General features: G+C 66.5%; 21 protein-coding genes. 10 read left to right on the top strand and 11 right to left on the bottom strand.

The genetic code is table 11. The annotated features are described in order from the left end of the window. Position 1 precedes the first annotated feature (1 nt). Both ACIGJD_RS04855 and ACIGJD_RS04850 read right to left on the bottom strand, forming a co-directional pair. Positions 2 to 1,387, bottom strand: a complete 1,386-nt coding sequence (locus ACIGJD_RS04855) for an OFA family MFS transporter (RefSeq protein ID WP_483688539.1) — start codon at positions 1,385 to 1,387, stop codon at positions 2 to 4. A 173-nt stretch (positions 1,388 to 1,560) separates the two neighbouring features. After that, positions 1,561 to 2,370, bottom strand: a complete 810-nt coding sequence (locus ACIGJD_RS04850; RefSeq protein ID WP_483688538.1) for a slipin family protein — start codon at positions 2,368 to 2,370, stop codon at positions 1,561 to 1,563. 161 nt (positions 2,371 to 2,531) lie between these two features. On the opposite strand from ACIGJD_RS04850, the gene ACIGJD_RS04845 reads away from it, so the two are divergent. Continuing rightward, positions 2,532 to 4,208 (top strand): FAD-binding dehydrogenase, encoded by a 1,677-nt coding sequence (locus tag ACIGJD_RS04845; RefSeq protein WP_483688537.1) that lies wholly within the window; start codon positions 2,532 to 2,534, stop codon positions 4,206 to 4,208. Positions 4,209 to 4,331: 123 nt separating this feature from the next. Here the strand turns inward: ACIGJD_RS04845 and ACIGJD_RS04840 are convergent, their stop codons facing one another. After that, positions 4,332 to 4,832 carry an N-acetyltransferase family protein gene (locus ACIGJD_RS04840; RefSeq protein ID WP_483688536.1) on the bottom strand — a complete coding sequence of 167 codons (501 nt, stop codon included), beginning with the start codon at positions 4,830 to 4,832 and terminating at the stop codon, positions 4,332 to 4,334. 61 nt (positions 4,833 to 4,893) lie between these two features. Between ACIGJD_RS04840 and ACIGJD_RS04835 the strand changes: the two genes are divergently transcribed. After that, positions 4,894 to 5,784: a potassium channel family protein gene (locus ACIGJD_RS04835; protein WP_483688535.1), complete on the top strand. Its 891-nt coding sequence runs from the start codon at positions 4,894 to 4,896 to the stop codon at positions 5,782 to 5,784. A gap of 56 nt (positions 5,785 to 5,840) precedes the next feature. Here the strand turns inward: ACIGJD_RS04835 and ACIGJD_RS04830 are convergent, their stop codons facing one another. Further along, positions 5,841 to 6,857, bottom strand: a complete 1,017-nt coding sequence (locus ACIGJD_RS04830) for a LacI family DNA-binding transcriptional regulator (RefSeq protein WP_483688534.1) — start codon at positions 6,855 to 6,857, stop codon at positions 5,841 to 5,843. Positions 6,858 to 7,059: 202 nt separating this feature from the next. Here ACIGJD_RS04830 and ACIGJD_RS04825 point away from each other — a divergent pair, with 202 nt between their 5' ends. The 7 genes from ACIGJD_RS04825 (at position 7,060) to ACIGJD_RS04795 (ending at position 13,652) form a co-directional block, all read left to right on the top strand. Next, entirely contained in the window at positions 7,060 to 9,027 is a 1,968-nt protein-coding gene (locus ACIGJD_RS04825; protein ID WP_483688533.1) for a glycoside hydrolase family 127 protein, read from the top strand. Between the two features lie 37 nt (positions 9,028 to 9,064). After that, complete coding sequence (locus ACIGJD_RS04820) at positions 9,065 to 10,354, top strand: ABC transporter substrate-binding protein (RefSeq protein WP_483688532.1); 1,290 nt, start codon at positions 9,065 to 9,067, stop codon at positions 10,352 to 10,354. Between the two features lie 61 nt (positions 10,355 to 10,415). Continuing rightward, positions 10,416 to 11,375 (top strand): carbohydrate ABC transporter permease, encoded by a 960-nt coding sequence (locus ACIGJD_RS04815; protein ID WP_483688531.1) that lies wholly within the window; start codon positions 10,416 to 10,418, stop codon positions 11,373 to 11,375. 27 nt (positions 11,376 to 11,402) lie between these two features. Beyond that, positions 11,403 to 12,263: a carbohydrate ABC transporter permease gene (locus tag ACIGJD_RS04810; RefSeq protein WP_483688530.1), complete on the top strand. Its 861-nt coding sequence runs from the start codon at positions 11,403 to 11,405 to the stop codon at positions 12,261 to 12,263. A 111-nt stretch (positions 12,264 to 12,374) separates the two neighbouring features. Continuing rightward, entirely contained in the window at positions 12,375 to 12,518 is a 144-nt protein-coding gene (locus tag ACIGJD_RS04805; RefSeq protein WP_483688529.1) for a hypothetical protein, read from the top strand. Next, positions 12,515 to 13,111: a hypothetical protein gene (locus tag ACIGJD_RS04800; RefSeq protein ID WP_483688528.1), complete on the top strand. Its 597-nt coding sequence runs from the start codon at positions 12,515 to 12,517 to the stop codon at positions 13,109 to 13,111. Before ACIGJD_RS04805 ends, ACIGJD_RS04800 begins: the two co-directional genes overlap by 4 nt. Positions 13,112 to 13,136: 25 nt before the next feature. Continuing rightward, a complete protein-coding gene (locus ACIGJD_RS04795) occupies positions 13,137 to 13,652 on the top strand; it encodes a DinB family protein (protein ID WP_483688527.1) in 516 nt (171 codons plus the stop codon). Between the two features lies 1 nt (position 13,653). On the opposite strand, the gene ACIGJD_RS04790 is transcribed toward ACIGJD_RS04795, so the two are convergent. Then, complete coding sequence (locus ACIGJD_RS04790; RefSeq protein WP_483688526.1) at positions 13,654 to 14,562, bottom strand: lysostaphin resistance A-like protein; 909 nt, start codon at positions 14,560 to 14,562, stop codon at positions 13,654 to 13,656. 25 nt (positions 14,563 to 14,587) lie between these two features. After that, positions 14,588 to 15,637: a helix-turn-helix transcriptional regulator gene (locus ACIGJD_RS04785; RefSeq protein WP_483688525.1), complete on the bottom strand. Its 1,050-nt coding sequence runs from the start codon at positions 15,635 to 15,637 to the stop codon at positions 14,588 to 14,590. A gap of 164 nt (positions 15,638 to 15,801) precedes the next feature. Between ACIGJD_RS04785 and ACIGJD_RS04780 the strand changes: the two genes are divergently transcribed. Further along, a complete protein-coding gene (locus ACIGJD_RS04780) occupies positions 15,802 to 16,236 on the top strand; it encodes a nuclear transport factor 2 family protein (RefSeq protein WP_286402388.1) in 435 nt (144 codons plus the stop codon). Between the two features lie 12 nt (positions 16,237 to 16,248). Here the strand turns inward: ACIGJD_RS04780 and ppsA are convergent, their stop codons facing one another. The 5 genes from ppsA to ACIGJD_RS04755 all read right to left on the bottom strand — a co-directional run bounded on the left by ppsA (position 16,249) and on the right by ACIGJD_RS04755 (position 22,602). Then, positions 16,249 to 18,660, bottom strand: coding sequence for a phosphoenolpyruvate synthase (gene ppsA, locus ACIGJD_RS04775; protein WP_483688524.1), 2,412 nt, complete (start codon positions 18,658 to 18,660; stop codon positions 16,249 to 16,251). 146 nt (positions 18,661 to 18,806) lie between these two features. Further along, entirely contained in the window at positions 18,807 to 19,640 is an 834-nt protein-coding gene (locus ACIGJD_RS04770; protein WP_286402382.1) for a pyruvate, water dikinase regulatory protein, read from the bottom strand. Positions 19,641 to 19,649: 9 nt separating this feature from the next. Then, complete coding sequence (locus ACIGJD_RS04765; protein WP_483688523.1) at positions 19,650 to 20,279, bottom strand: LutC/YkgG family protein; 630 nt, start codon at positions 20,277 to 20,279, stop codon at positions 19,650 to 19,652. Further along, positions 20,276 to 21,802, bottom strand: coding sequence for a LutB/LldF family L-lactate oxidation iron-sulfur protein (locus ACIGJD_RS04760; RefSeq protein WP_483688522.1), 1,527 nt, complete (start codon positions 21,800 to 21,802; stop codon positions 20,276 to 20,278). The genes ACIGJD_RS04765 and ACIGJD_RS04760 overlap by 4 nt, the downstream gene beginning before the upstream one ends. Further along, complete coding sequence (locus ACIGJD_RS04755) at positions 21,799 to 22,602, bottom strand: (Fe-S)-binding protein (RefSeq protein WP_286402377.1); 804 nt, start codon at positions 22,600 to 22,602, stop codon at positions 21,799 to 21,801. Before ACIGJD_RS04755 ends, ACIGJD_RS04760 begins: the two co-directional genes overlap by 4 nt. Between the last annotated feature and the right edge of the window lie 70 nt (positions 22,603 to 22,672).

Here is a 22,672-nt window from a genome sequence, read left to right as displayed (position 1 = left end):
GTCAGGCCTCCATGGATGATGTGTGCCGCTCGGGGCGGGATTCGTGGAATCGTGCGTCGACTGGTTTGACCAGCAGGTTGGCGATGAAGCCGATGACCAGCAGCGCCACCATGGTCAGCAGCGCGGGCTGGTAGGACGCGGCGTTCAGCTGGCCCGGCTTGCCTTGCGCGTCCAGGATCGAGTTGACGATCAGCGGCCCGGCAACGCCCGCGGCGGACCATGCGGTGAGCAGCCGGCCGTGGATGGCGCCCACCTGGAAGGTGCCGAAGAGGTCCCGCAGGTAGGCCGGGGCGGTAGCGAAGCCGCCGCCGTAGAAGGAGATAATGACGAACGCCAGTGCCACGTACAGGATGGTGGTGGTGGAGCCGGCCAGCGCCAGGATGATGTACAGCACCGCACCGACGCCCAGGTACATCATGTAGATCCGCTTGCGGCCGGTGACGTCGGACGTGGCGGACCAGGCGAAGCGGCCGGTCATGTTGCCGATGGACAGCAGGCCCACGAAACCTGCCGCTACGGCGGCGGTGACCAGGGACTTGCCGTCGGACTGGCGGAAGAAGTCCTGGATCATGGGCGCTGCCTGCTCCAGGATGCCGATGCCGGCGGTGACGTTGCAGAACAGCGCCACCCATACCAGCCAGAACTGCGGGGTCTTGATGGCGTTCTTGGCGGATACGTTCTCGGTGGTTACCAGTTTTGCCGCCTTGACCTTGGCGGGGTCGAACCCGGCGGGCCGCCATCCCTCCGCGGGCACCCGGATGGTGAACGCGCCGAAGAGCATGTACACGAGGTAGACGGCGGCGAGGGTCAGGAAGAGCTTGCCTACGGCATCGCCGCTGGCCACCCAGCCCTGCGCGCCGGAGTTGGGATCGTACGCCTTGAGCAGGGCCTGGGATACCGGGCTGGCGATCAGCGCGCCGCCGCCGAAGCCCATGATCGCCATGCCGGTGGCCAGGCCGGGACGGTCCGGGAACCACTTGATCAGCGTGGACACCGGCGAGATGTAGCCGATGCCCAGGCCGATGCCGCCCACCACGCCGTAGCCCAGGTACACCAGCCAGAGCTGGCGGGTGAAGATGCCCAGCGAGCCGATCAGGAAGCCGCCTACCCAGAACATCGCGGAGGTGAACATGGCCATGCGCGGCCCATTCCGGTCCACCCAGGTACCCATGACAGCGGCGGAGAGCCCCAGCATCACGATGGCGATCGAGAAGATCACGCCGACCTCGGTCAGGCTGGCACCGAAGTGCTTGACCAGCGCGGTCTTGTACACGCTGGTGGCGTACGCCTGCCCGATGCACAGGTGGACGGCGAGCGCGGCGGGCGGCACCAGCCAGCGGTTGAAGCCCGGCGGGGCGATGGAGTGGTCACGGTCCAGGAAGCCCATGGTTTGATTCCCTTTGCTTGTGGAAGACGTCAATGTCTGATCGGGCCAGAGGCCAAAGGCCTTGGTTTAGCCCGGCCCGTTGCCTTCGGCAATCATGATGCAAATCATCAGCAAACGTACTGTTGGCGCGCCGAACGGCGGGTTTTTTGTGCCGAGCGGCATGACGGCGGTGGTCAGGCCGCCTTGATGGGTGACGTGCTGCCTGCGGATGCCGCCTGGCCTTCCCGGGCCAGGAAGGCGGACAGTTCGCTAATGGTGCTCATCAGCGGGGCAGGGAAGACCACCGTGGTGTTCTTATCCACGCCGATCTCCACCAGGGACTGCAGGTTGCGGAGCTGCAGTGCCAGCGGGTGGGCCATCATGGTGTCGGAGGCGTCGCCGAGGGCGCCTGCGGCGATGGCTTCACCTTCGGCGGCGATGATCTTAGCCCTCTTCTCGCGTTCCGCCTCCGCCTGCTTGGCCATGGCGCGCTTCATGCTCTCGGGCAGCTGGATGTCCTTCAGCTCCACCAGCGTGACTTCGACGCCCCACTCGACCGTGAGCACATCCAGGATTTGGCGGATATCAGCGTTGATCCGCGCGGTCTCCGACAAGGTCTGGTCCAGGGTGTGCTGGCCTACAACTTTCCGCAGCGTGGTCTGGGCGATCTGGTCGATGGCCGCGGCCACGTTCTCGATGGCGACGACCGACTTCACGGCGTCCACCACGCGGTAGTACGCCACGGCTGAGACGTCCACGCTGACGTTGTCCTGGGTGATGATGCCCTGGGACTGGATGGGCATGGTGACGATCCGCAGGCTGACCAGCTGCAGCCGGTCGATCACCGGGATGATCAGCTGCAGGCCGGGCTCCCTCACACCGACCACCCTGCCAAGCCGGAAGAGCACGCCCTTCTCGAACTGGCGCACAATCCGGACAGCCATCCGCGCGACGATGAGCAGCAGGATGACCACGACGATGACAACCAATGTGGTGGGGTCCATCAGGATCCCCTCCTGAATTGCTGGCGGGACCTGCCGGAACCGGGCCGGCGCCGTGACAGATGTCCCGGCTCCATTCTCCCACCAACCTTGAAAGAGAGAGCTTCAAACCTGCTGTAGGTTGATGCTGGACTCTCACTTACCAACAACGGGGCAGGGATCGCATGGACGCGGACGTCATCATCATCGGCGGCGGGCTGGCCGGGCTGGTGGCCTGCAACGAGCTGGTCCGGGCGGGCAAGCGTGTGGCCATCGTGGAGCAGGAGAATGAGGCCAACCTGGGCGGACAGGCGTTCTGGTCCCTGGGCGGGCTCTTCCTGGTGGACACGCCCATGCAGCGCCGCCTGGGCGTGAAGGATTCCTTCGAACTGGCATGGCAGGACTGGCAGGGATCGGCGCAGTGGGACCGGCTGTCCGGCCACCTTCCCGAGGATGAGTGGGCGCGGCAGTGGGGCCGCGCGTACGTGGAGTTCGCCGCCGGCGAGAAGCGCAAGTGGCTGCACCAGCAGGGCATCCGGTTCACGCCGCTGGTGGGCTGGGCCGAGCGCGGTGACGGCAGGGCCGGCGGCCACGGCAACTCGGTCCCCCGCTTCCACGTCCCGTGGGGCACCGGTACCGGCGTGTCCGGGCCGTTCGCGGACAAGGCCCGGGAGGCGGCTTCCGCAGGCAGCGTCCGGTTTTTCTTCCGGCACCGGGTGGACGGTTTAACGTACGACGGCGGCACGGTCACCGGGGTGCGGGGCTCGGTACTGGCACCTGACGCGTCCCCGCGCGGGGTGTCATCGACCCGGAAGGTAGTTGGCGACTTCGACCTGCGGGCGCAGGCGGTGGTGGTCGCATCGGGCGGGATCGGCGGCAACCACGACCAGGTGCGCCGGTGGTGGCCCACACGGCTGGGCACGCCGCCAAAGAAAATGGTCACCGGGGTGCCGCAGCACGTGGACGGCCGGATGCTGGACATCGCAGAGCAGTCCGGCGTCCGGCTGGTGAACCGCGACCGCATGTGGCACTACACGGAGGGCATTCAGAACTGGAACCCCGTCTGGCCAAACCATGCCATCCGGATCCTGCCCGGCCCGTCCTCCCTGTGGTTCGACGCGCTGGGCCGCCGGCTCCCCTCCCCCGGCCTGCCCGGCTACGACACCCTGGGCACCCTGAACCTCCTGCGGACCACCGCCGACATCCAGCGGTATGACCATTCCTGGTTCATCCTCAACCAGCGCATTATCGAGAAGGAGTTCGCCCTCTCCGGATCCGAGCAGAACCCGGACATCACCAACCGCGACCTCAAGTTGCTGCTCCGGACCCGGCTGGGTGCCGGCGCCGGTGCCCCCATCGAGGCATTCAAGGAGCACGGAGCGGACTTCGTGGTGGCGGACAACCTGGCGGACCTGGTCCGCGGGATGAACGGGCTGACGGACGAGCCGCTGCTGGACTACGCACACGTGCGGCGGCAGATCGAGGAGCGCGACGCCGAGGTCCGGAACCCCTACTCCAAGGACGCCCAGGTGGCGGGCATCCGCAACAGCCGCCGCTTCCTGGGCGACCGGCTCTTCCGGACGGTGAAACCGCACCGGATCCTGGACCCGAAGGCCGGGCCGCTGATCGCGGTGCGGCTGCATGTGGTCACGCGGAAAACCCTCGGCGGGATCCAGACCAACCTGTCAGGCCAGGCACTGGGACACGACGCCGCCCCCATCCCGGGCCTCTATGCCGCCGGCGAGGCGGCCGGGTTCGGCGGCGGGGGCGCCCACGGCTGCAACGCCCTCGAAGGTACCTTCCTGGGCGGCTGCATCTTTACCGGCCTCACGGTGGGCCGCAGCCTCGCCGCCGCGCTCTGACCCCGGCCCGGCCGGCCTGCCTGGCACCCAGGCCGAACGTCCTCACTGCCCGCGGGCTCAACCGCACCTGTGGCACTGACGGGGCGTCCCGCCGTCGTACGCTGCTCCTGACGCGGCCAGCCGCTAGGGCTGCGCCCGCCGCACCAGCCGGAACTCGGGCAGCGCCTCCCATTCCGGCGGCAGGGTATTGCGCTTGCCGTCCGGCCGGAAGCCCAGCTTCCGGTAAAAGGCCAAGGCCCGGGGATTGTTCTCCAGCACCCACAGGTAGGCCGGGCCGGATCCGACAGCAGCGCTCACCAAGGCTGCGCCCAGCCCCGTCCCGTAGGTGCGCCGGAGTGTGTAAATGGCGTAGAGCTCCAGCGCCTCGGGGGCATCGTCCTCCCGGCCGGGGCCGGCATCCGCGTAGCCCACCAGCTGGTTGTCGGCGTCGAAGGCGAGGATCCGCGGCTCATCCCTGGCCAGGAATTCACGCCGCCGCGCCACCCGTTCCGGGATGGTGGCCCTGCGCCGCTCAAAGAAGTCGGCCGAGAGCAGGTGCGGGTAGCATTCCTCGTGCGCCAGCGTCTGCATGAGCACCACCGCCTCGGCATCCTCCGGCGTGGCCTGGCGAAGTCGAAAGTCCATGGCGCCAGCCTAGCCAGCGCACCGGCGTCCGGCGTGCCATCCCCCGCACTTAAGATGAGGCATGGACATCGAAGGCGTGCTTTTCACAGCGGTGGGCGCAGCGCTGATCCTGCTGATGATCGCCGACGTCTTCCTGACGCTGCTGTACCCGCATGGCTCGGGTCCGGTGGGCCGGACCATTATGCGGGTGTTCTGGCGGGTCTCAAGGAAAGTCCGGGGCGGGGCCTCCTCCGTGGCCGCGCCGCTGGCCATGGCTGCCGTCATCGCGGCGTGGGCTGCCCTGGCCGCGGTGGGCTGGGCGCTGCTGTACCTTCCGCACCTGCCGGGCGGCTTCTCCTACTCAGCCGACATTCCCCGGCAGGCCGACTTTGCCGAGGCGCTCTACATTTCGCTGGTGGCCCTTTCCACCGCGGGGTTCGGCGAAATCGTGGCCATCCACCCGGTCCTTCGGCTGGTGATGGCCTTCCAGGCCGTTGCGGGTTTTGGCCTGCTGACCGCCACGGTTTCCTGGATCCTGCAGACCTACCCCGCGCTGAGCCGGCGCCGGGCGCTTGCCCACCAGCTGAACCTGTTCCGGGAAGCGGCTGGACCCTCCGGCATCGCCTCCCTTGAACCCCGCCATGCAGCGGGGCTGCTGGAATCGATGGCGGAGAACGTGGCCTCCGTGAGCATCGATCTCCGGTCCTTCAACGAGACTTATTACTTTCACGAGGTGGAGCAGCGGGGTTCGCTTCCGGCAACCCTTGCCTACGCCTATGGGCTCGCCTCCGAGGCCCAGGGCAGCGACAACCCGGAACTCCGGTTTGCCGGCAGGATGCTCTACGCCGCGCTGGATGACCTGGCCGAGGTGCTGCGCGGGAAGTTCGGCCACGTGGGAGACACCTCCTCGGATGTCTTCGACCACTACGAGCTCCATCACCGGCACCGGCAGCCGCCGGAGGAGCGGAAATGACGGACCGCGTCTGCAGCCGACGCCTGTTTGGGGACACGCGGCTGGCGGCGGGCCGGTCAGCTCCGCGGACCGGAGGATTCCCGCACGATGAGGTCGCAGTCTACGATCTGGATTCCAGGACGGGGCAAACCGTCCAGCACTGACAGCAACGCTTCACCCGCGCGGCGGCCGATGGTGGAAAGGTTCAGGTCCACGCTGGAAAGATGCGGCCGGTACCCGTCGGTAAACGGCGACCAGTTGTCAACGCCAATCAACGCCACGTCGTCGGGGATCGACCGGCCGTGCCGCTCAAGTTCATAGGCGGCACCGCGGGCAATCTGGTCGCTGCCGCAGAAGATGGCGTCCACGTCGGGGTGGTTTGCCAGCAGGGCGCGGACCCCGTTGTGGCCCCATTCCTCGCTCCAGCTTCCATACCAGACATCCCCTACCGGCTCCAGTCCCTGGCTGGCCATGGCGGCAAGAAAGCCCTCCGCCCGCATCTTCGCGGACGCATGGTTTTCCAGCCCAGTGATGTGGGCGATGCGGCGCCTGCCGGTCTTGACCAGATGGTCAACGGCACGGCGGGCGCCGCCACGCTCATCAGCGGTGACGGAGCAATCCTGGGGATCAGTGGACGGCGCGAAGGCGTAAATGACCGGTACTGGCAGGTTCTCCGCGAGCGGGGTCCGCGGATCCACTTTGCGGCCGACGGCGATAATCCCGTCGACCTGGCGTGCCAGGAGCGTGCGCACATAGTGCTGCTCCCGGATGGGATCGTCCCTGCTGTCGCAGAGGAAGCAGAGCATTTCGCCCAGGCCGAGCGCATCCTCGACGCCGCGCAGTATCGGAATGCTGAAGCGCCCATAGCTGTCGGTGGTAATAACCCCTACCGTGTAGGTCCTGCCGCTGCGGATGCTCCGGGCTGCGCCATTGGGCAGCCATCCGACCTCCTCCGCGGCCGCACGGACCCGCAGCCGCGTCGATTCCCGCAACTGTCCCGTGCCGTTCAGGGCCTTCGACACCGTCCCGGTTGAAACCCCCGCCAGCGCGGCTACTGCCGCTATGCCGGAATTACGGAAACTATTTTCCGACATACCTTCCCCTCCTGATGCGGAACTACAAGCAGCTTCGCTTGCATCAACGCTTGTAATCCTTGTGAATCCTATCAGAAGCCGTTGACAGGTGAGACGCAGGTCACTTAGAGTCGGGCCTCGGAAGACGATTTCCTGATTTTCCTTTTCGGCTTTCCGGATTCTGTCCCATCCCCCTTCAATTCAGACTAGGAAGAGGTCATTGATGACATCTGTTCACGACATGACGGCACCGGCGGCAGGACAGGGCGCCGGCAACGGGACGGCGGCAGGACCCGTCGGGGCAACAGCCTCCGGTCATTACGCACTGCGCCCGCTCGCCTTTGATTCCGTTCGGCTGAGCCCGGAGGGGCATCTGGGCAGCTGGCAGGAGCTGAACCGAACCGCCACCATTCCCCACTGCATAGCGAATGTGGAATCAAGCGGTGCCCTCGACAACTTCCGGCGCCTGGTGGGTGAAAGTGACGCGGCGTTCCGCGGCTTCTGGTTCCAGGACACGGACCTGTACAAGACGCTGGAGGCGGTGGGCTGGGAGGCAGGACGCCGGGCGGACCCGCAATGGGAGGAGTACCTGGCGGCCATGGGTGAGCTGCTGGCCAAGGTACAGGAGCCGGACGGCTACCTGAACACCTGGGTCCAGGGCGTTGAACCCGGGCAGCGCTGGGACAAGCTGCAGTGGAGCCACGAGCTGTACAGTGCCGGCCACCTGCTGCAAGCTGCCGTCGCAGTGGCCCGCACCACCGGCGATGGAGCGATCGTCGAGGTGGCCCGCCGCGTCGCTGACTGTGTGGTGGAAGCCTTCGGCCCCGGCGGTGCCGAAAAGATCGACGGACACCCGGAAGTGGAAACCGCGCTGGTGGAACTCTTCCGGCTGACCGGTGACAAGCGGTATCTGGACACCGCCGTCCGGCAGCTGGAACTTCGCGGGCACGGGATCCTGCCCGACGACAGGTTTGGCCGCCAATATTTCCAGGACCACCTTCCAATCCGGAAAGCGGCCCACGAAGCGACCGGACATGCAGTGCGGCAGGTCTACCTCTCCACGGGGGTAGCGGACGCCTATCTGGAAACAGGGGACCAGTCCCTGCTGGAGGCCGCGGAGGCACTCTGGGAGAACGTCTTCTCCCAGAAGGCCTATCTGACGGGAGCGCTTGGATCCCGCCACCGGGATGAAGCGTTCGGCGACGCCTACGAGCTGCCGCCGGACCGCGCCTATGCCGAAACGTGTGCTTCCATCGCCAGCCTGCACTTCAGCTGGCGCCTGCTGCTCGCCACCGGCAACGGAAAATATGCCGATGAGATGGAGCGGGCGCTTTACAACGGCATCGCCGCTTCAACCTCCATTGAGGGCAACAGCTTCTTCTACTCCAATCCGCTGCAGCTTCGCACCGGCCATGACGGCTCCACTGAGGACGCCCCGTCCGAGCGCCTGTCCTGGTACGCGTGCGCCTGCTGCCCGCCGAACCTCGCACGCCTGGTGGCTTCCCTCCACCATTACCTGGCCACACAGGATGAATCCGGGTTGCAGCTTCAGCTGCTCCACGACGGAGAGGTACGCGCCTCGGGTGAGCTTTTTGGCGGCGAGGTAAAGGTTGCCACGACGACCGAATATCCATGGGACGAAACAGTGGGCATCGCAGTCACGGCACCCTCGGGCGAATGGACTCTCTCGATACGGATCCCGGCCTGGTGCAAGGAACCGGAGGTCACGATTGACGGGGTGCGTACGGCAGCCACCCCCGACGCGTCCGGCTACCTGCGGCTGCACCGCAACTGGGAAGGCAGCACGGCGGTCCTGCTGACGTTGCCTATGCCCGTGCAGCGTGTTAGCGCTCACCCCCGAGTGGATGCCGTCCGCGGCACAGTCGCACTGGTCCGCGGGCCCATCGTTTACTGCCTTGAGCAGCATGACCAGCCGGACGGCATCGTGCTCGAAGATCTTGCGATCGATGCTTCGGCGCCAGTCGAGGTAGTGACCGACGGGGACATCCCAGGCGTGCACACGCTCCTGAAGGCGAGGGGCGTCGCCCGTCCCCCAGCGCAGCAGTCCCTTTACAGCACCGCCGGTGCGGGCACAGGGGAACACCACCCCGTCACGCTTACCGCAATTCCGTACTACCGCTGGGCCAACCGCGGCCCGGCCGCCATGCGGGTCTGGATCCCCGTCGCCTAGCTGCACCTCCGACACATCCCTTGAAAAGGAACGGCAAATGAAACGGACAAAACTCGCTGCAGCACTGGCGCTCGCAGCATCCCTCACACTCACCGCCACCGGCTGCGGCGGGTCTTCCGGCTCGGACTCCCTGGAGTCCTCGGGCCAGGAACCAAGCGGGACCATCACACTCTGGGCACGCGATTCGCAGAAAGGGTTCATGGACATCCTCGCCGACGCGTACAACAAGTCGCACAAGGCTCAGGTCCAGGTCACCATCGTGCCCAGCGGGAACTTTGTACAAAAATTCGGCACCGCCACCGCCGGCGGATCCGGGCCGGACGTGGCATCGATTGACCTGGTATACCTGCCCTATTTCGCCTCCACCGGCGTCCTGCAGGACATTACCGACGAGGCATCGAAGCTGCCATACAAGGACAAGCTCAGCCCGTCCCATGCCCGCCTCGCCACCTGGGAGGACAAAACCTACGCCCTGCCCTTTACGGCCGAAGCGTCCGTGCTGTTCTACAACAAGGAACTCTTCCAAAAGGCAGGCCTGGATCCCGCCAAGCCGCCGGCCAACTACGACGAGATCCTCAACGCCGCCAAGAAGATCCGCGCATTGGGCCCGGACACCTACGGCTTCACCATGGCCGGACAGTGCGGCGGCTGCAACATTTTCGAGTTCACCCCCAGCGTCTGGGCCAGCGGCGGCGACGTGCTGTCCGCTGACGGCAAAACCGCTAAGCTCGACTCCCCCGAGGTGACCAAGGCACTGACGTTTTACAAGCAGATGCACGACGCCGGCGTGATGCCTGAGGCGGCCAAAACCGACTCCGGCACAGCCCAGCCCGCCCTGTTCCAAGGCGGGAAAGTCGGCATGGTGGTGCTCGGGGCCTTCTTCACCCAAACCCTGAACACGGACAAGAAAATCGACTACGGCATCGCCCCCATCCCCGGCGAAAACGGCGGGTCCGCCTCGTTCGCGGGCGGGGACAACATCGCGGTCACTACCGGGTCCAAGAACAAGCCTGCCGCATGGGACTTCGTCAAGTGGGCCACCGGCGACGAAGCCCAGACCCTGCTGGCCAAGAACTCAATCGTTCCGGTCAGGACTGACCTCGTCAAGAGCGTCTACGCCTCAGCTGACCCGCGCAACCAGATCTTCAGCAAAGCGCTGGAAACCGGAAAGACCCCGTACAGCGTGGTGGAAAACAAGTTGTTCAACGACAACAACGGGCCGTGGGCCACGATGATCAACGAAGCCGTTTTCGGCGGCGGCGACGTGCAGGCCGCACAGCAGAAAGCGCAGCAGTCCGCCCAGCAGATTATCCAGACCGGACCATGACATTCCACGGGTGCTGCCGCAGGCCGCGGCAGCACCCGTCTTGTCCTAAAGGAGACCCACCTTGGCACACAACACCACCCTGACTGCGCGGCCCGGCCGTCCAAACCGCCCGTCGCTGGCTCCACGCCCCCAGCGCCGCCGGCAGACCCTTTCGAGCGGGCGAAGCCGGCTGGGCGCAGCCGTGGTCGCTCCCGCGCTGATCCTCCTCACTGTCTTTTTCTTCCTGCCCGTGGTCCTGATGCTGTGGATGTCACTGAACCGCTGGCCGTTGCTGGGAAAGATCAGCTTCATCGGCCTGGGCAACTACACGGCCGCATTCCAGGACCAGGACTTCCTGCGGGCAGCCGGGTTCACCCTTCTTTACACGCTGATCATGACTCCCCTGCTGCTGGTCATCGGAATCGCGCTGGCACTCCTGATCCGACGCCCCGGAAAGGCATCCAAGGTATTCCAGTCCATCTACTTCCTGCCCGTGGTGGTCGGTTTCGCCGCTGCAGGCTACCTGTGGCTCTTCATGGCCCAACCCAATATCGGTCCCATGCTGGATCTGCTGACCCGCAACGGGCTGGCCTCGCACTCGGACAACTGGTTCGGCACCTTCACCACTGCTCTCGGCATCGTTTGCGCGATGGTGGTTTGGAAGGTTGCGGGAATGCAGATGCTGCTGCTGAACTCAGGCCTGCAGTCCATTCCGGTGGAGCTCGAGGAAGCGGCCAGGATCGACGGTGCCAGCCGGACGCAGGTGTTCCGCTACATCATCCTGCCGCTCCTGCGGCCCACCCTTGCCTTGGTGCTCGTCTTCTCGGTGGCCGGTTCCCTGCTGGCCTTCGACCAGTTCTACATCATGACCAGCGGTGGTCCAGCGAACCAGACCATCACCGCGGTGTACCACATCTACCGCGTTTCCTTCCAGGGCTTCCAGCTCGGCTACGGCGCCGCGCTCTCGGCCCTGCTGATGATCGTTCTGGCCATCGTCAGCGCCATCCAGATGCTCATCCTCCGCAACTCTGATCACAACTAGTCCACCACGTCGGAAATGGACCCCTCCATGACTACCTTGCAGTCAACCCTCCGCCCGGTGCCCCGCGCAGCCTGGTGGATCATCAACATCAGCCTCGCGGCCCTGTTCCTCTATCCGTTCTGGGTGGTGGTCTCCCAGTCGATCAAATCTCCCGCGGAGGCCGCTGCCGCGCCACCCACCCTGTTCCCCGGAACCTTCTCGTGGGGGAACTTCGCCAAGCTGTTCAGCAATGAGAACGGCGGTGCCGGCTTCATCCAGCAGCTGGGCAACAGCGTGCTGGTCTCCATCGGCGCCACGCTCCTGACCATCGTGCTGAGCACCCTGGCCGGCTACGGCTTCGCCAGGCTCCGGTTCAGGGGAAGCAACCTGCTGTTCTTCGCCACGCTGGCCACCTTTATGATCCCGTTCCAGGCCGTCATCACCCCGCTGTACCTGGTGCTGCACCAGATCGGCCTCACGAACAACCTCCTGGGCCTGATGCTCGTCTACACCACCTTCAACCTGCCGTTCGGCATCTTCCTGATGCGAAACTCATTTGCCGCGCTCCCCACCAGCATCGAGGAAGCTGCGTTGGTGGACGGGTGCGGGGTGCTGAGGGCGATGGTCCGGGTACTGCTTCCAGTGGCCATTCCCGGGGTCATCAGCACTGCGCTTTTCACCTTCTTCGCCTCCTGGAACGAGTTCTTCGCAGCGCTGATCCTCATGACGGACCAGTCCAAGTACACGCTTCCCGTTGCCTTGAACGTGCTTTCCAGCGGCACCTTTGGGACGTTGGACTGGGGAGCATTGCAGGCCGGGGTGGCTGTGACCATCGTCCCCTGCATCGTCATCTACGTCCTGCTCCAGAAGTACTACGTGGGGGGCATGCTCACGGGTGCCATGAAGTAACGCCGGCGCAGCAGCAGCAGAGGATCCGCAGCCAGTTCCGGCTGGAATCCGTTGTGGCTGCTGGAGGCCCGGCGTAAACTCAGGCCACCCATCCACGCGGAGGCGAAAGCCATGAAGACCATCCGGACCCAGGCCCTTGCAGCAGAACACCACGCCACGCTCACGCCCGGCGACGAGGAGCGGTTCTCAGGGTACGGCGTGACGGGCCTGACCTTCAGCACAGCCCACGTCCTGGCCATGCGCCGCTTCCCGTGACCAGCGTGGGGCCCGACTACACCTCGGTCTGGCTGCGCCGGCCCTCGGGTTCGTGGACCATCTACGCGGACGCAGCCCCGGACGTTTCCTGCGCCCGCTACTTCGGTGCCGCGCTGAAGGAGGCCGTGCAGTGCGATGTAGGCGTCGACTGGACAGGCGACACTTCCTTCACGGTGACGATCGGCCAGGACGTGGACCTCGCCTGGGATGTGGAACTCGGAGCAACGCCGCTGACCGCTGCCATGAGCGCGGTCATGACAGCGCTCCCCCATAAGATCCTGTCGAACAAGGCCTTCCTGAAAACCATGGGTTCGGCCGCAGGCCCCATGCTCAGCGCCGGACACCTCGGCCTGACCGGCAGCGTACCCAACCACCAAGGCTTCCGGGCCAAACCCCGGCGCATGTGGTTCATCTCCCGCAGTACCGCAACCCTGGGCGGCAAGGACCTCGGCCTGCCGCAGCCATTGCAAATCCAGTCACGGTTGGGTGACTTTTGGATCCCCCAGCGCGGCATATTCGTGATCGGCGCCTCGTCCTTTGACCGCTTCGATCCCGCACAGCACCTACCGGCCACCGCGCGCAAGCCCGACTAGCCTGCTTGCTTGCTAGGGTCTGCGTATGGCATCCCACTCCCATTCGATGGACTACGTCATCAATGAGCCCGAGCGCGTGCAGTTCGAGTTCTTCCTGGACGAGCACCGGGCAGCGCTCAATGAGTGCCTGGACGGCCTGACCGAAGAGCAGGCCAGGCGCCGGCTTGTCCCCTCCCGCACCACGCTGCTGGGGCTGGTTAAGCACGCTGCCTTCGTGGAGAAGGTGTGGTTCGATGAGGCCTTCACTGGCCGCCCGCGGAGCGAGATCGGCATTCCCGCCACTCCGGACGAATCCTTCATCCTGGACGGCGGCGACACTGTTGCCTCTGTCCGGGAAGCACATCTGGAAGCCTGCGCCGCGTCCCGGGCCGCAGCCGCCCCGCTAGGCCTGGACGCGATAGTGACCGGCAACCGGCGCGGGCCCGTCCCGCTCCGCTGGGTCTACCTGCACATGCTGCGCGAACTGGCCCAGCACTGCGGCCACGCGGACATCCTCCGCGAGCAGATCCTTGCAGAGGACAACGTCCGCAGGACCCCGTAGCCTACCTCCGCCTCCGCCGGGGCTTGTGCAGTGACCGGACGTGAATGGGCAGGAACCGCCGCGGACCCGCCATCTCGCCCCGGTGCGTCAGTGCCACGGCGGCAACCAGCAGCCACATCGATGCCGCCTGCCCCCACGGGTAGACCTGCTGGGGGATTCCGGGTGTCAGCGGGTTGAGGATGAACTGGAAGGCCGTCAGGCTGGCGTGCATCAGCGCCGCGACCAGGATGCTCCCGGTATGGTCGTAGACCCAGACCATGAGCACCCGGTAGGCAGTCAATTGCCCGAAGAGGACCGCGGCAACCCACAGCGGCATGAAGACGGCCAGCGGCACTCCGCCGTTGGTCCCGCCGCCACCCCAGTAGTTCACGAAGAAGTGCCAGCCGCCCCACGCCACCCCCACCAGGACCCCCGTCCAGAGAATGCTGTAGTGCTGCCTGGCCCTGGGGATGGCGAACCCCGTCCAGCCGATCTCTTCGAAGAGCCCGGCCACCAGTCCCAGCACAACCGCCAAGACGAGGATCCCGGTCCTGTCCGGTTCCGTGACGATCCGCGGCGCGTAATTCGGGGAGGAAATCCACAGCACCAGCACGGGCACCGCCAACGCCGCGGGCGCGACCAGCAGGGCGACGAGGTACCAGTGCGCCTCCACCCGCCAGGTGAGCAACCGCGCCCGGAGGTCACGGTACCCGGCCCTCCCCGACACGACACCGGTCAGGACCAGGCTGGCCACTGCGGGCCCCAGCAGCATGGCCGGAACCGTGGCGGGGATGGTGCGCTGGAACTGTTCCGGTGTAGGCGACAGTCCTCCAGTGACCGCCCACACGGCCGCTACGATGGCGCCCCAGGACAGGAAAAAGGCAAGGCCGAAGTACCACGGCAGCTGGTGCCTGCGTATCGAAGCCGCCACGGCATGCATGGAGTCCCTCCGCCTTTCAGGCCACGAGCCGGGCCACCAACTCCCCGCGGCTGCCCACGCCCACCTTCTCAAAGACCGACTTCAGGTGGTCGTGGACCGTGTGCGGGGAAATGAACAGGTGCCGGGCGATCTCCGCGGTCGGGTTTCCGGACAGTACCTCCAGGCAAACGTCCCGCTCGCGGGCGGTCACGCCGTACGCCATCAGGAGCAGGCCGGCGAGCTCGTGGGTGGTGGCGGGCTCCACCGTGACCACCATCTGTTCCGGATCATCGCCGGTAATCAGCCGGCTGGCCTGCAGCATCACCCAGTTGTTCCCGGCGTCGCGCATCCTGGCGCGCGCCGTGCCGGACGCTGCGGCATGCGCCTGCGCCACCACCGCATAGAGCGTCTGGCTGAAGCGGCCGGGTGCGGCATCCTCCACCGCGGCAAGCCAGGAGGCGGCGGCGGGCGTGGCCGCGCGCAGGTCGCCGTGCAGCCCTGCCAGGACAATGACGGGCCCGACGGCGGCTGGTCCCGTTGGGTGCGCCACGCGGACAACAGCCCGGGTCGCCGCAGCCAGGGTGGCGGTCACTGCACTGAGGAACTCCACCTCCCGGTCCGTGAAGTCGCGGCCGCCTTCCCGGAAGATGCTGCCCACTCCCCAGCACGCCTCGTCCACCCGGAAGGCGGCACGCAGCTCGTGCTCCAGGCCCAGGGGCCTAAGGAGGTCATTGATGCGGACGCTGCGGACCACGTCCCGGTGCGGCACGTCCGAGATTCTGGCGACCGGACGCGGGCGCCGCAGGAGCTCGACGAAGGTGTTGGGCTCCTGGCCCGTGTACTCGGACTGGGCAAACCGGAGGAAGTACTCCTCGAACTGGCGCTCGCCCACCGGCCACGGCTGCCAGTTGGTAATGGTGGTCATCGCCATCGAGTCGGGGTCGACGCCGGCCCAGCACCCCTGCTCGAACGGCACCTCCCGCTGCACGACGGCGAGCGCCGCGGTGTAGAGGTCTGCCAGGTCCATCCCGCCTGCAGCCATGGCGGCGATCTCCCGCCGGGCACGCTCCGCGCGCTCCTCCCACATACCTCCAGTATCCGCGCGGCGGGCGGTGCTGCAATCCCCAATTTGGAGGGTTTTCCCAAGCACCCCGAAACCCCCGGAAAGGGGATCGCGGCGGCTCGTGCCGCCGTCGTACTTTTCCTCCAAGGATGCCGTACAAGCGGCACCCCCTATGAATGGAGGCTGCAATGGGACAGGCACGCGACGTCATGGACCGGCTGATGGCGGCCATGGACGCAAAGGACAGGGAGACACTGGCGGCCTGCTTCGCCGTCGACGCCGTTCTCCGGACTCCCGGCCAAGGCGACATCCGCGGCCGGGACACGATCGCGGACTACTTCTTCCACTTCTGGGAAGCCATGCCGGACGTCAGGTACGAACGGACAGCCACGCATGAGGCCGGGGACGTGGCCGTGGTGGAGGGCTTTGTGTTGGGCACGAACACCGGGCAGCTGGGCCTCCCCAACGGCGGGACCCTGCCGCCAACCGGACGGCAGGTCAGGGTGCGGAGCTGCGACGTGGCCGCGGTGGAAGCAGGCGTGATCATCTCGCATCACGCCTACTTCGACCAGATGGAACTCCTGGGCCAGCTGGGGCTGCTGCCCGAGCCGGCCCAGGGGTAACCGGGCTACCTGCTATGCGCCGGCAGCAGCGGCAACACGCGGAGTCTCCTCCGACGCGCCGGCGAGCCGGATCCAGGTGTCCACCACGGTGTCCGGGTTGAGCGAGACGGAGTTGACGCCTTCCTGGACCAGCCATTCGGCGAAGTCGGGGTGGTCGCTGGGGCCCTGGCCGCAGATGCCGACGTACTTTTTGCGGGCCCGGCACGCCTTGATGGCCATGCTGAGCAGCTTCTTCACGGCCGCATCCCGCTCGTCGAAGCTGTTGGCCACGATTGCCGAGTCGCGGTCCAGGCCCAGGGTCAGCTGCGTCATGTCGTTGGAGCCGATGGAGAAGCCGTCGAAGTGCTCTAGGAACTCGTCGGCGAGCAGCGCGTTGGACGGCAGCTCGCACATCATGATCACTTCCAGGCCGTTCTCGCCGCGGCGCAGGCCGTTCTCGGCGAGCAGTTCGATGACGCCCTGCGCCTCGTCCAGGGTCCGCACGAAGGGGATCATCAGCTTGACGTTGGTCAGGCCCATCTCGTTGCGGACAAAGGACAGGGCCTCGCACTCAAGGTCGAAGCAGTCGCGGAAGGACGGCTCCAGGTAGCGGGAGGCGCCGCGGAAGCCGATCATCGGGTTCTCTTCGTGCGGCTCGTAGGCGGGGCCGCCGATGAGGTTGGCGTACTCGTTGGACTTGAAGTCGGACATGCGCACGATCACCGGCTCCGGCGCGAACGCCGCGGCGATGGTGGCCACACCCTCGGCCAGCCGCTTGATGTAGTACTCGCGCGGGCTGGCGTAGGCGCTGATCCGCTCACGGATCTCGGCGGCCACGTCCTCCGGCTGGCTGTCCAGGTTCAGCAGTGCCTTGGGGTGGATACCGATCTGCCGGTTGATGATGAACTCCAGCCGGGCCAGGCCCACGCCGTGGTTGGGCAGCTGGGCGAAGGTGAACGCCTGCTCCGGGGTGCCTACGTTCATCATCACCTTCACCGGCGCCTCGGGCAGGTTGGTGATCCCGGTTTCCTCCACGCTGAAGTCCAGCAGGCCCTGGTAGATGGCGCCGGTCTCACCGTCGGCGCAGGACACGGTGACTTCCTGGCCGTCGGACAGGGCGTCGGTGGCGTTCCCGGTTCCGACGACGGCGGGGATCCCCAGTTCGCGGGCGATGATGGCTGCGTGGCAGGTGCGTCCGCCGCGGTTGGTGACAATGGCGGAGGCGCGCTTCATGATCGGTTCCCAGTCGGGGTCGGTCATGTCCGCCACCAGCACGTCGCCGGTCTGGAACGAGGCCATCTGGTCGATGGAGGTGAGGATCCGGACCTTGCCGGCGCCGATCCGCTGGCCGATGGCGCGGCCCTCCACCAGCACGGACCCGCTTTCGTTCAGACGGAACCGGCTCATGCTGCCGGGAGCGCGCCGGGACTGCACGGTCTCCGGACGGGCCTGCAGGATGTACAGGCCACCGTCGGTCCCGTCCTTGCCCCACTCAATGTCCATGGGACGGCCGTAATGCTTTTCAATGGCGACGGCGTGCCGCGCAAGCTGCTCCACGTCGTCGTCCGTCAGGCTGAAGCGCTTGCGCTGGGACTCTTCCACGGGCACGAAGTCGATAGTGCGGCCGATCTCGCTGCTGTTGGTGTACGTCATCTGCAGGGCCTTCTCGCCCAGCCCGCGTTTGAGGATCGCCGGGCGGCCTGCCTCCAGGGCGGGCTTGTAGACGTAAAACTCGTCCGGGTTCACGGCGCCCTGCACCACTGCCTCGCCCAGCCCGTAGGAGGAGGTGACGAAGACGGCGTCCTTGAAGCCGGACTCGGTGTCCATGGTGAACATGACGCCGGAAGCGCCGACGTCGGAACGCACCATGCGTTGGATGCCCGCCGAGAGTGCCACTTCGGCGTGTTCAAACTTGTGGTGCACGCGGTAGGCGATGGCGCGGTCGTTGTAGAGCGAGGCGAAGACGTCCTTGATGGCCTGCAGGATGTTCTCGATGCCGCGCACGTTCAGGAAGGTTTCCTGCTGCCCGGCGAAGGAGGCATCGGGAAGATCCTCTGCAGTGGCGCTGGAGCGGACGGCCCAGGACAGGTCCTCGGAGCCGGCATGCTTGTCCACCAGCTGCTGGTAGGCCTCGCGGACCTGGGCCTCGAAGTCCGGCAGGAAGGGCGTCTCGCGAACAAGGGTCCGGATCTCCTGGCCGGCTGCGGCCAGGGCGGTCACGTCATCGGTGTCCAGCCCCACCAGGCGGTCGGCGATCTTCTGGTCCAGCCCGGAATCGGACAGGAACCGGCGGTAGGCGTCGGCCGTGGTGGCGAAGCCGTCCGGGACCTGGACGCCGGCGGACGTCAGGTTCTGGACCATCTCGCCCAGGGAGGCGTTCTTGCCGCCCACCTTGTCCAGGTCCTTGAGTCCGAGTTCAGAGAACCACAGAACGTCTGTCGTCATGTTTACTGCTCCTTTGCAGAGGGTGGCGTAGGCATGGCCGGCCGCTCACGGTAGTGCCGGCCGGAAGGAAAACCCTGCTAACAGTTTCAGGTCTGCAGCGGACTTTCCACATCATGTGGGCTACGCCACGTTTGTGAAATTGGGGGCTAATGCTTCAGGTTCATCCGCTGCAGGATTGTGGCCGCCATCTCCTCCACGGAGACGGTGGCCGAGTTCAAATACGGGATCCGGTGCGAGACGTACAGCTGCTCGGCGCTGCGCAGCTCAAACCCGCACTGCCGCAGGGACGCATACGGCGAGCTGGGGCGCCGTTCGGTGCGGATCTGGCTCAGGCGCAGCGGGTTGGAGGACAGGCCGAAACACTTCGACACGAAAGGCCGCAGCGGCTTGGGCAGCCCGTCCCGCTGGAAGTCCTCATCCACCAGCGGGAAGTTCGCGGCGAAGATCCCGTGCTGCAGGGCCAGGTACATGGTGGTGGGCGTCTTGCCGCACCGGGACGGGGCCACCAGGATCACCTGGGCCTTTTCCAGCGCACGCAGGCTCTGGCCGTCGTCGTGCTCCATGGCGTACTCCACTGCCGCCATCCGGGACTGGTAGCGCGCGGCGTTCCCCAGCCCGTGCGCCCTGCCCGGTTCACCGCTGGCAGGGGTGCCCAGCGCCTGCTCCAGCACACCCACGTGGGTGCCGATCAGGTCCACCATGGCGCCCTTGCAGCCGGCCAGGATCTGCCGGATTTCGCTGCTCACGGCGGTGGAAAAGACCAGCGGCTGCGGCCCGGTGGCGGCCAGGTTGTCGATGGTCCGCACCACGGACCGGGCCTGCTCCTCGGTGGTGATGAAGGGAATGGTGACGCGGTCGAAGTTGTCCACCGGGAACTGGGTCAGCAGCGTATTGCCCAGCGTTTCCGCGGTGATACCGGTACTGTCCGACAGGAAGTAGACAGGCCGCAGGGCAGCAGTGGTCAGAGCATCATTGGTCATGGCAGAACTTTAGCGGGCAATGATGACGTCCAGCCTGCGCGGGCCGTGGACCCCCTCCACGCGTTCCAGCTCGATGTCGCTGGTGGCACTCGGCCCGCTGATCATGGTGATGGGCCGGGTCCCGTCGATCCGGCGCAGCGCCTCGGGCAGGATGCCGGCGATGTCCGCGGCTTTCACCACACAGATGTGGTGGTCAGGGACCAGGCTGATGGCCCGCCGGCCCTGGTTGGCGCTGCCGTCCAGGATGATGGTTCCCGTCTCGGCCACGGCCACGGCACTGCCGGTCACCACGGCGTCGGTCCCGTCCAGGTCTGTGACGCTGAGGGGCTCCCCCGCTGAATCCACGCGGCGCCGGGACCGGGCGTCGTCCATCCCTTCCAGCCAGCCGCCGTCGAGCCCTTCGGGGACCACGTAGCTGCGCGCCCCCTCAAGGAGCGACGCGATCGTGGCAGGCACCTCGGCCTCGGCTACCACGGCCACCTGCGCCTTGTAGTCCACCAGCCGGTCCACCAGGAGTTCGATCAGCTGGTCCGCACCCATCCCGGACGCGGACCGGTACTCTCTGGGGATCTGCGGCGCCTCGGGGCTGTCCTGCAGTGCTGTGCGGATCCGGGCAAGGATGTCTTCGCGTGCGGTCATTGCTGGGTTTCCTTATCGTCTCGGGACGGCGCTGCTTGAGACGGCGCGGCGGACTTGTGCTCCTTGGCCCACCAGTCCCGGAAGGACTGGGCCGGGGGCGCCGGGATGTCGCGGCTCTGGGTCCAGCCGCCGGCGATGCCGGGCAGCTTCTTGATCTTCTTGTCCCGTCCGGCGGCGAGGCGGCCCAGCGGCAGTCCCTTCTCCACCAGGCCGAGGTGCTTGCCGGAGGACAGCGCCCAGGACGCCGCCTTCATGCCCACGTCCATCTGGCTGGGGACCTTCCTGGCCCCGCGCTTGCTGTCCACGTCCACGCTGCGCAGGTGCACCAGGATGTCCGGGATATTGATTTTCACCGGGCAGGCGTCGTAGCAGGCCCCGCACAGGGAGGAGGCGTAGGGCAGGGAGTTGTTTTCCTCCGCCTCGATGCCGGTCAGCAACGGGGAAAGGATGGCGCCGATGGGACCGGGGTAGGTGGAGCCGTAGGCGTGCCCGCCGGTCCGCTCGTACACCGGGCAGACGTTCATGCAGGCGCTGCAGCGGATGCAGTGCAGCGCGGAGCGGCCCATTTCATCCGCGAGCGCGGCGCTGCGGCCGTTGTCCAGGAGGACCAGGTGCACGTTCTGCGGCCCGTCGCCCTCCATGACGCCGGTCCACAGCGAGGTGTACGGGTTCATCCGCTCCCCCGTGGAGGAGCGCGGGAGCAGCTGCATGAACACTTCCAGGTCCTGCCGGGTGGGCAGCAGCTTCTCGATGCCCATCACCGTGATCAGGGTTTCCGGCAGGGTGAGGCACATGCGCCCGTTGCCCTCGGATTCGACGACGGCCAGGGTGCCGGAGTCAGCCAGGGCGAAGTTGGCCCCGGACACGGCAACCTTGGCGGTGAGGAACTTGCGGCGCAGGTGCTCGCGGGCCGCCATGGCCAGGACAGGCGGATCGTTGGTGAGTGCCGGATCGGCCCCCGGCATCTCGCGGAGGAAGATGTCCCGGATTTCGGTGCGGTTCTTGTGGATGGCCGGAACCAGGATGTGGCTGGGCTTGTCGTGGTCCAGCTGGACGATGAGCTCGGCGAGGTCGGTTTCGAAGGCCTCGATTCCCTGCTCCTCGAGGTACTCGTTGAGCCCGATCTCCTGCGTGGCCATGGATTTGACCTTGACCACCTCAGTTTCGCCGGTCTCCCGGACCAGTCCGGCCACGATCTCGTTGGCCTCCCTGGCGTCGCGGGCCCAGTGGATCACGCCGCCGCGTGCGCTGAAGTTTTTCTCGAACTCCTCCAGCAGGTCGGGCAGCCGGGCCATCACCGACTCCTTGATGGCGGACCCGGCATCGCGCAGCTGCTCCCAGTCGGGCAGTTCGGAGACCACGGCCTGGCGCTTGTCACGGATGGTGTGCGTGGCATGGCCAAGGTTGGCCCGCAGCTGGGCGTTGCCCAGTTCTCGGTGGGCCGACTTGGGAAAGGATTCGCCTGCGAACAGGTTGCCCGAGCCGAAGGCCGGAAGTGCGGGCATGCCCAAAAAGGTGGTCATCGGAGGGCCTTTCCGGTAGAGACACGGACTTCGCCGGTGACGGACGCCGGTTCTTCCATGGTGCTGGCGAGGATTTCCGCCAGGTGGAGGGTGGTGGTGGAGCTGCCCTGGCGGGACAGGCCGCCGCCGATGTGCATCAGGCAGGAGGCGTCCCCGCCGGTGCAGAGCTCGGCGCCGGTGGCCTCGACGTTGGCCGCCTTGTCCTGAAGCATGGCCGAGGAGACATCGGCGTTCTTCATGGAGAACGTGCCGCCGAAGCCGCAGCACTGATCCGCCTCGGGCAGGTCTGCGAGGTCAATCCCCTGCACGGTCCGCAGCAGGCGGGACTGCCTGTCCCCGAGCCTCAGCAGGCGCATGCCGTGGCAGCTGGGGTGGTAGGTGACCCGGTGCGGGAAGTAGGAGCCCAGCTGGGCGCCGGCATCGGTTACGCCCAGCACGTCCACCAGCAGTTCGGACAGTTCGTAGGTTTTGGCTCCGACGGCGGTGGCGCGGGCTTCGAGCGCGGTGTCGCCGCAGGAGCGGGCCACCATGGGGTGCTGGTGCTTGACCGAGGCAACGCAGGAACCGGACGGGGCGACGGCGACGTCGTAGTCCGCGGTGTCGAAGGCGGCCACGTGGTTGGCCACCACGGGGACGGCTTCCTTGAGGTAGCCGCTGTTGACGTGCATCTGGCCGCAGCAGGCCTGGCCCCCGGGGAACACCACCTCGTGTCCCAGGCGCTCCAAAATCCTGACGGTGGCCTTCGCCGTGGCCGGGTACATCGCGTCCACGATGCAGGTGGCGAACAAGGCAATTCTCATGGCGGCCTTCCGGGAATAGGGGAATTGGTTTCTATGGTCTGACCACAGTAGACCACGTGACGCCAGCCAC

The organism is Arthrobacter sp. E1SS-5 (genome assembly GCF_057073715.1).
The sequence above is the reverse complement of the archived record's forward strand: the minus strand, read 5'-3'. Positions and strand labels throughout refer to the sequence as shown.

Bases quoted from the DNA above. Each gene is read 5' to 3' on its own strand.
- ACIGJD_RS04835 (WP_483688535.1), top strand. From the start codon at position 4,894: ATGGACATCGAAGGCGTGCTTTTCACAGCGGTGGGCGCAGCGCTGATC.
- ACIGJD_RS04805 (WP_483688529.1), top strand. From the start codon at position 12,375: ATGAAGACCATCCGGACCCAGGCCCTTGCAGCAGAACACCACGCCACG.
- ACIGJD_RS04770 (WP_286402382.1), bottom strand. From the start codon at position 19,640: ATGACCAATGATGCTCTGACCACTGCTGCCCTGCGGCCTGTCTACTTC.
- ACIGJD_RS04795 (WP_483688527.1), top strand. From the start codon at position 13,137: ATGGCATCCCACTCCCATTCGATGGACTACGTCATCAATGAGCCCGAG.
- ACIGJD_RS04845 (WP_483688537.1), top strand. From the start codon at position 2,532: ATGGACGCGGACGTCATCATCATCGGCGGCGGGCTGGCCGGGCTGGTG.
- ACIGJD_RS04825 (WP_483688533.1), top strand. From the start codon at position 7,060: ATGACATCTGTTCACGACATGACGGCACCGGCGGCAGGACAGGGCGCC.
- ACIGJD_RS04820 (WP_483688532.1), top strand. From the start codon at position 9,065: ATGAAACGGACAAAACTCGCTGCAGCACTGGCGCTCGCAGCATCCCTC.
- ACIGJD_RS04780 (WP_286402388.1), top strand. From the start codon at position 15,802: ATGGGACAGGCACGCGACGTCATGGACCGGCTGATGGCGGCCATGGAC.
- ACIGJD_RS04850 (WP_483688538.1), bottom strand. From the start codon at position 2,370: ATGGACCCCACCACATTGGTTGTCATCGTCGTGGTCATCCTGCTGCTC.
- ACIGJD_RS04840 (WP_483688536.1), bottom strand. From the start codon at position 4,832: ATGGACTTTCGACTTCGCCAGGCCACGCCGGAGGATGCCGAGGCGGTG.
- ACIGJD_RS04830 (WP_483688534.1), bottom strand. From the start codon at position 6,857: ATGTCGGAAAATAGTTTCCGTAATTCCGGCATAGCGGCAGTAGCCGCG.
- ACIGJD_RS04760 (WP_483688522.1), bottom strand. From the start codon at position 21,802: ATGACCACCTTTTTGGGCATGCCCGCACTTCCGGCCTTCGGCTCGGGC.
- ACIGJD_RS04785 (WP_483688525.1), bottom strand. From the start codon at position 15,637: ATGTGGGAGGAGCGCGCGGAGCGTGCCCGGCGGGAGATCGCCGCCATG.
- ACIGJD_RS04855 (WP_483688539.1), bottom strand. From the start codon at position 1,387: ATGGGCTTCCTGGACCGTGACCACTCCATCGCCCCGCCGGGCTTCAAC.
- ACIGJD_RS04765 (WP_483688523.1), bottom strand. From the start codon at position 20,279: ATGACCGCACGCGAAGACATCCTTGCCCGGATCCGCACAGCACTGCAG.
- ppsA (WP_483688524.1), bottom strand. From the start codon at position 18,660: ATGACGACAGACGTTCTGTGGTTCTCTGAACTCGGACTCAAGGACCTG.
- ACIGJD_RS04755 (WP_286402377.1), bottom strand. From the start codon at position 22,602: ATGAGAATTGCCTTGTTCGCCACCTGCATCGTGGACGCGATGTACCCG.
- ACIGJD_RS04810 (WP_483688530.1), top strand. From the start codon at position 11,403: ATGACTACCTTGCAGTCAACCCTCCGCCCGGTGCCCCGCGCAGCCTGG.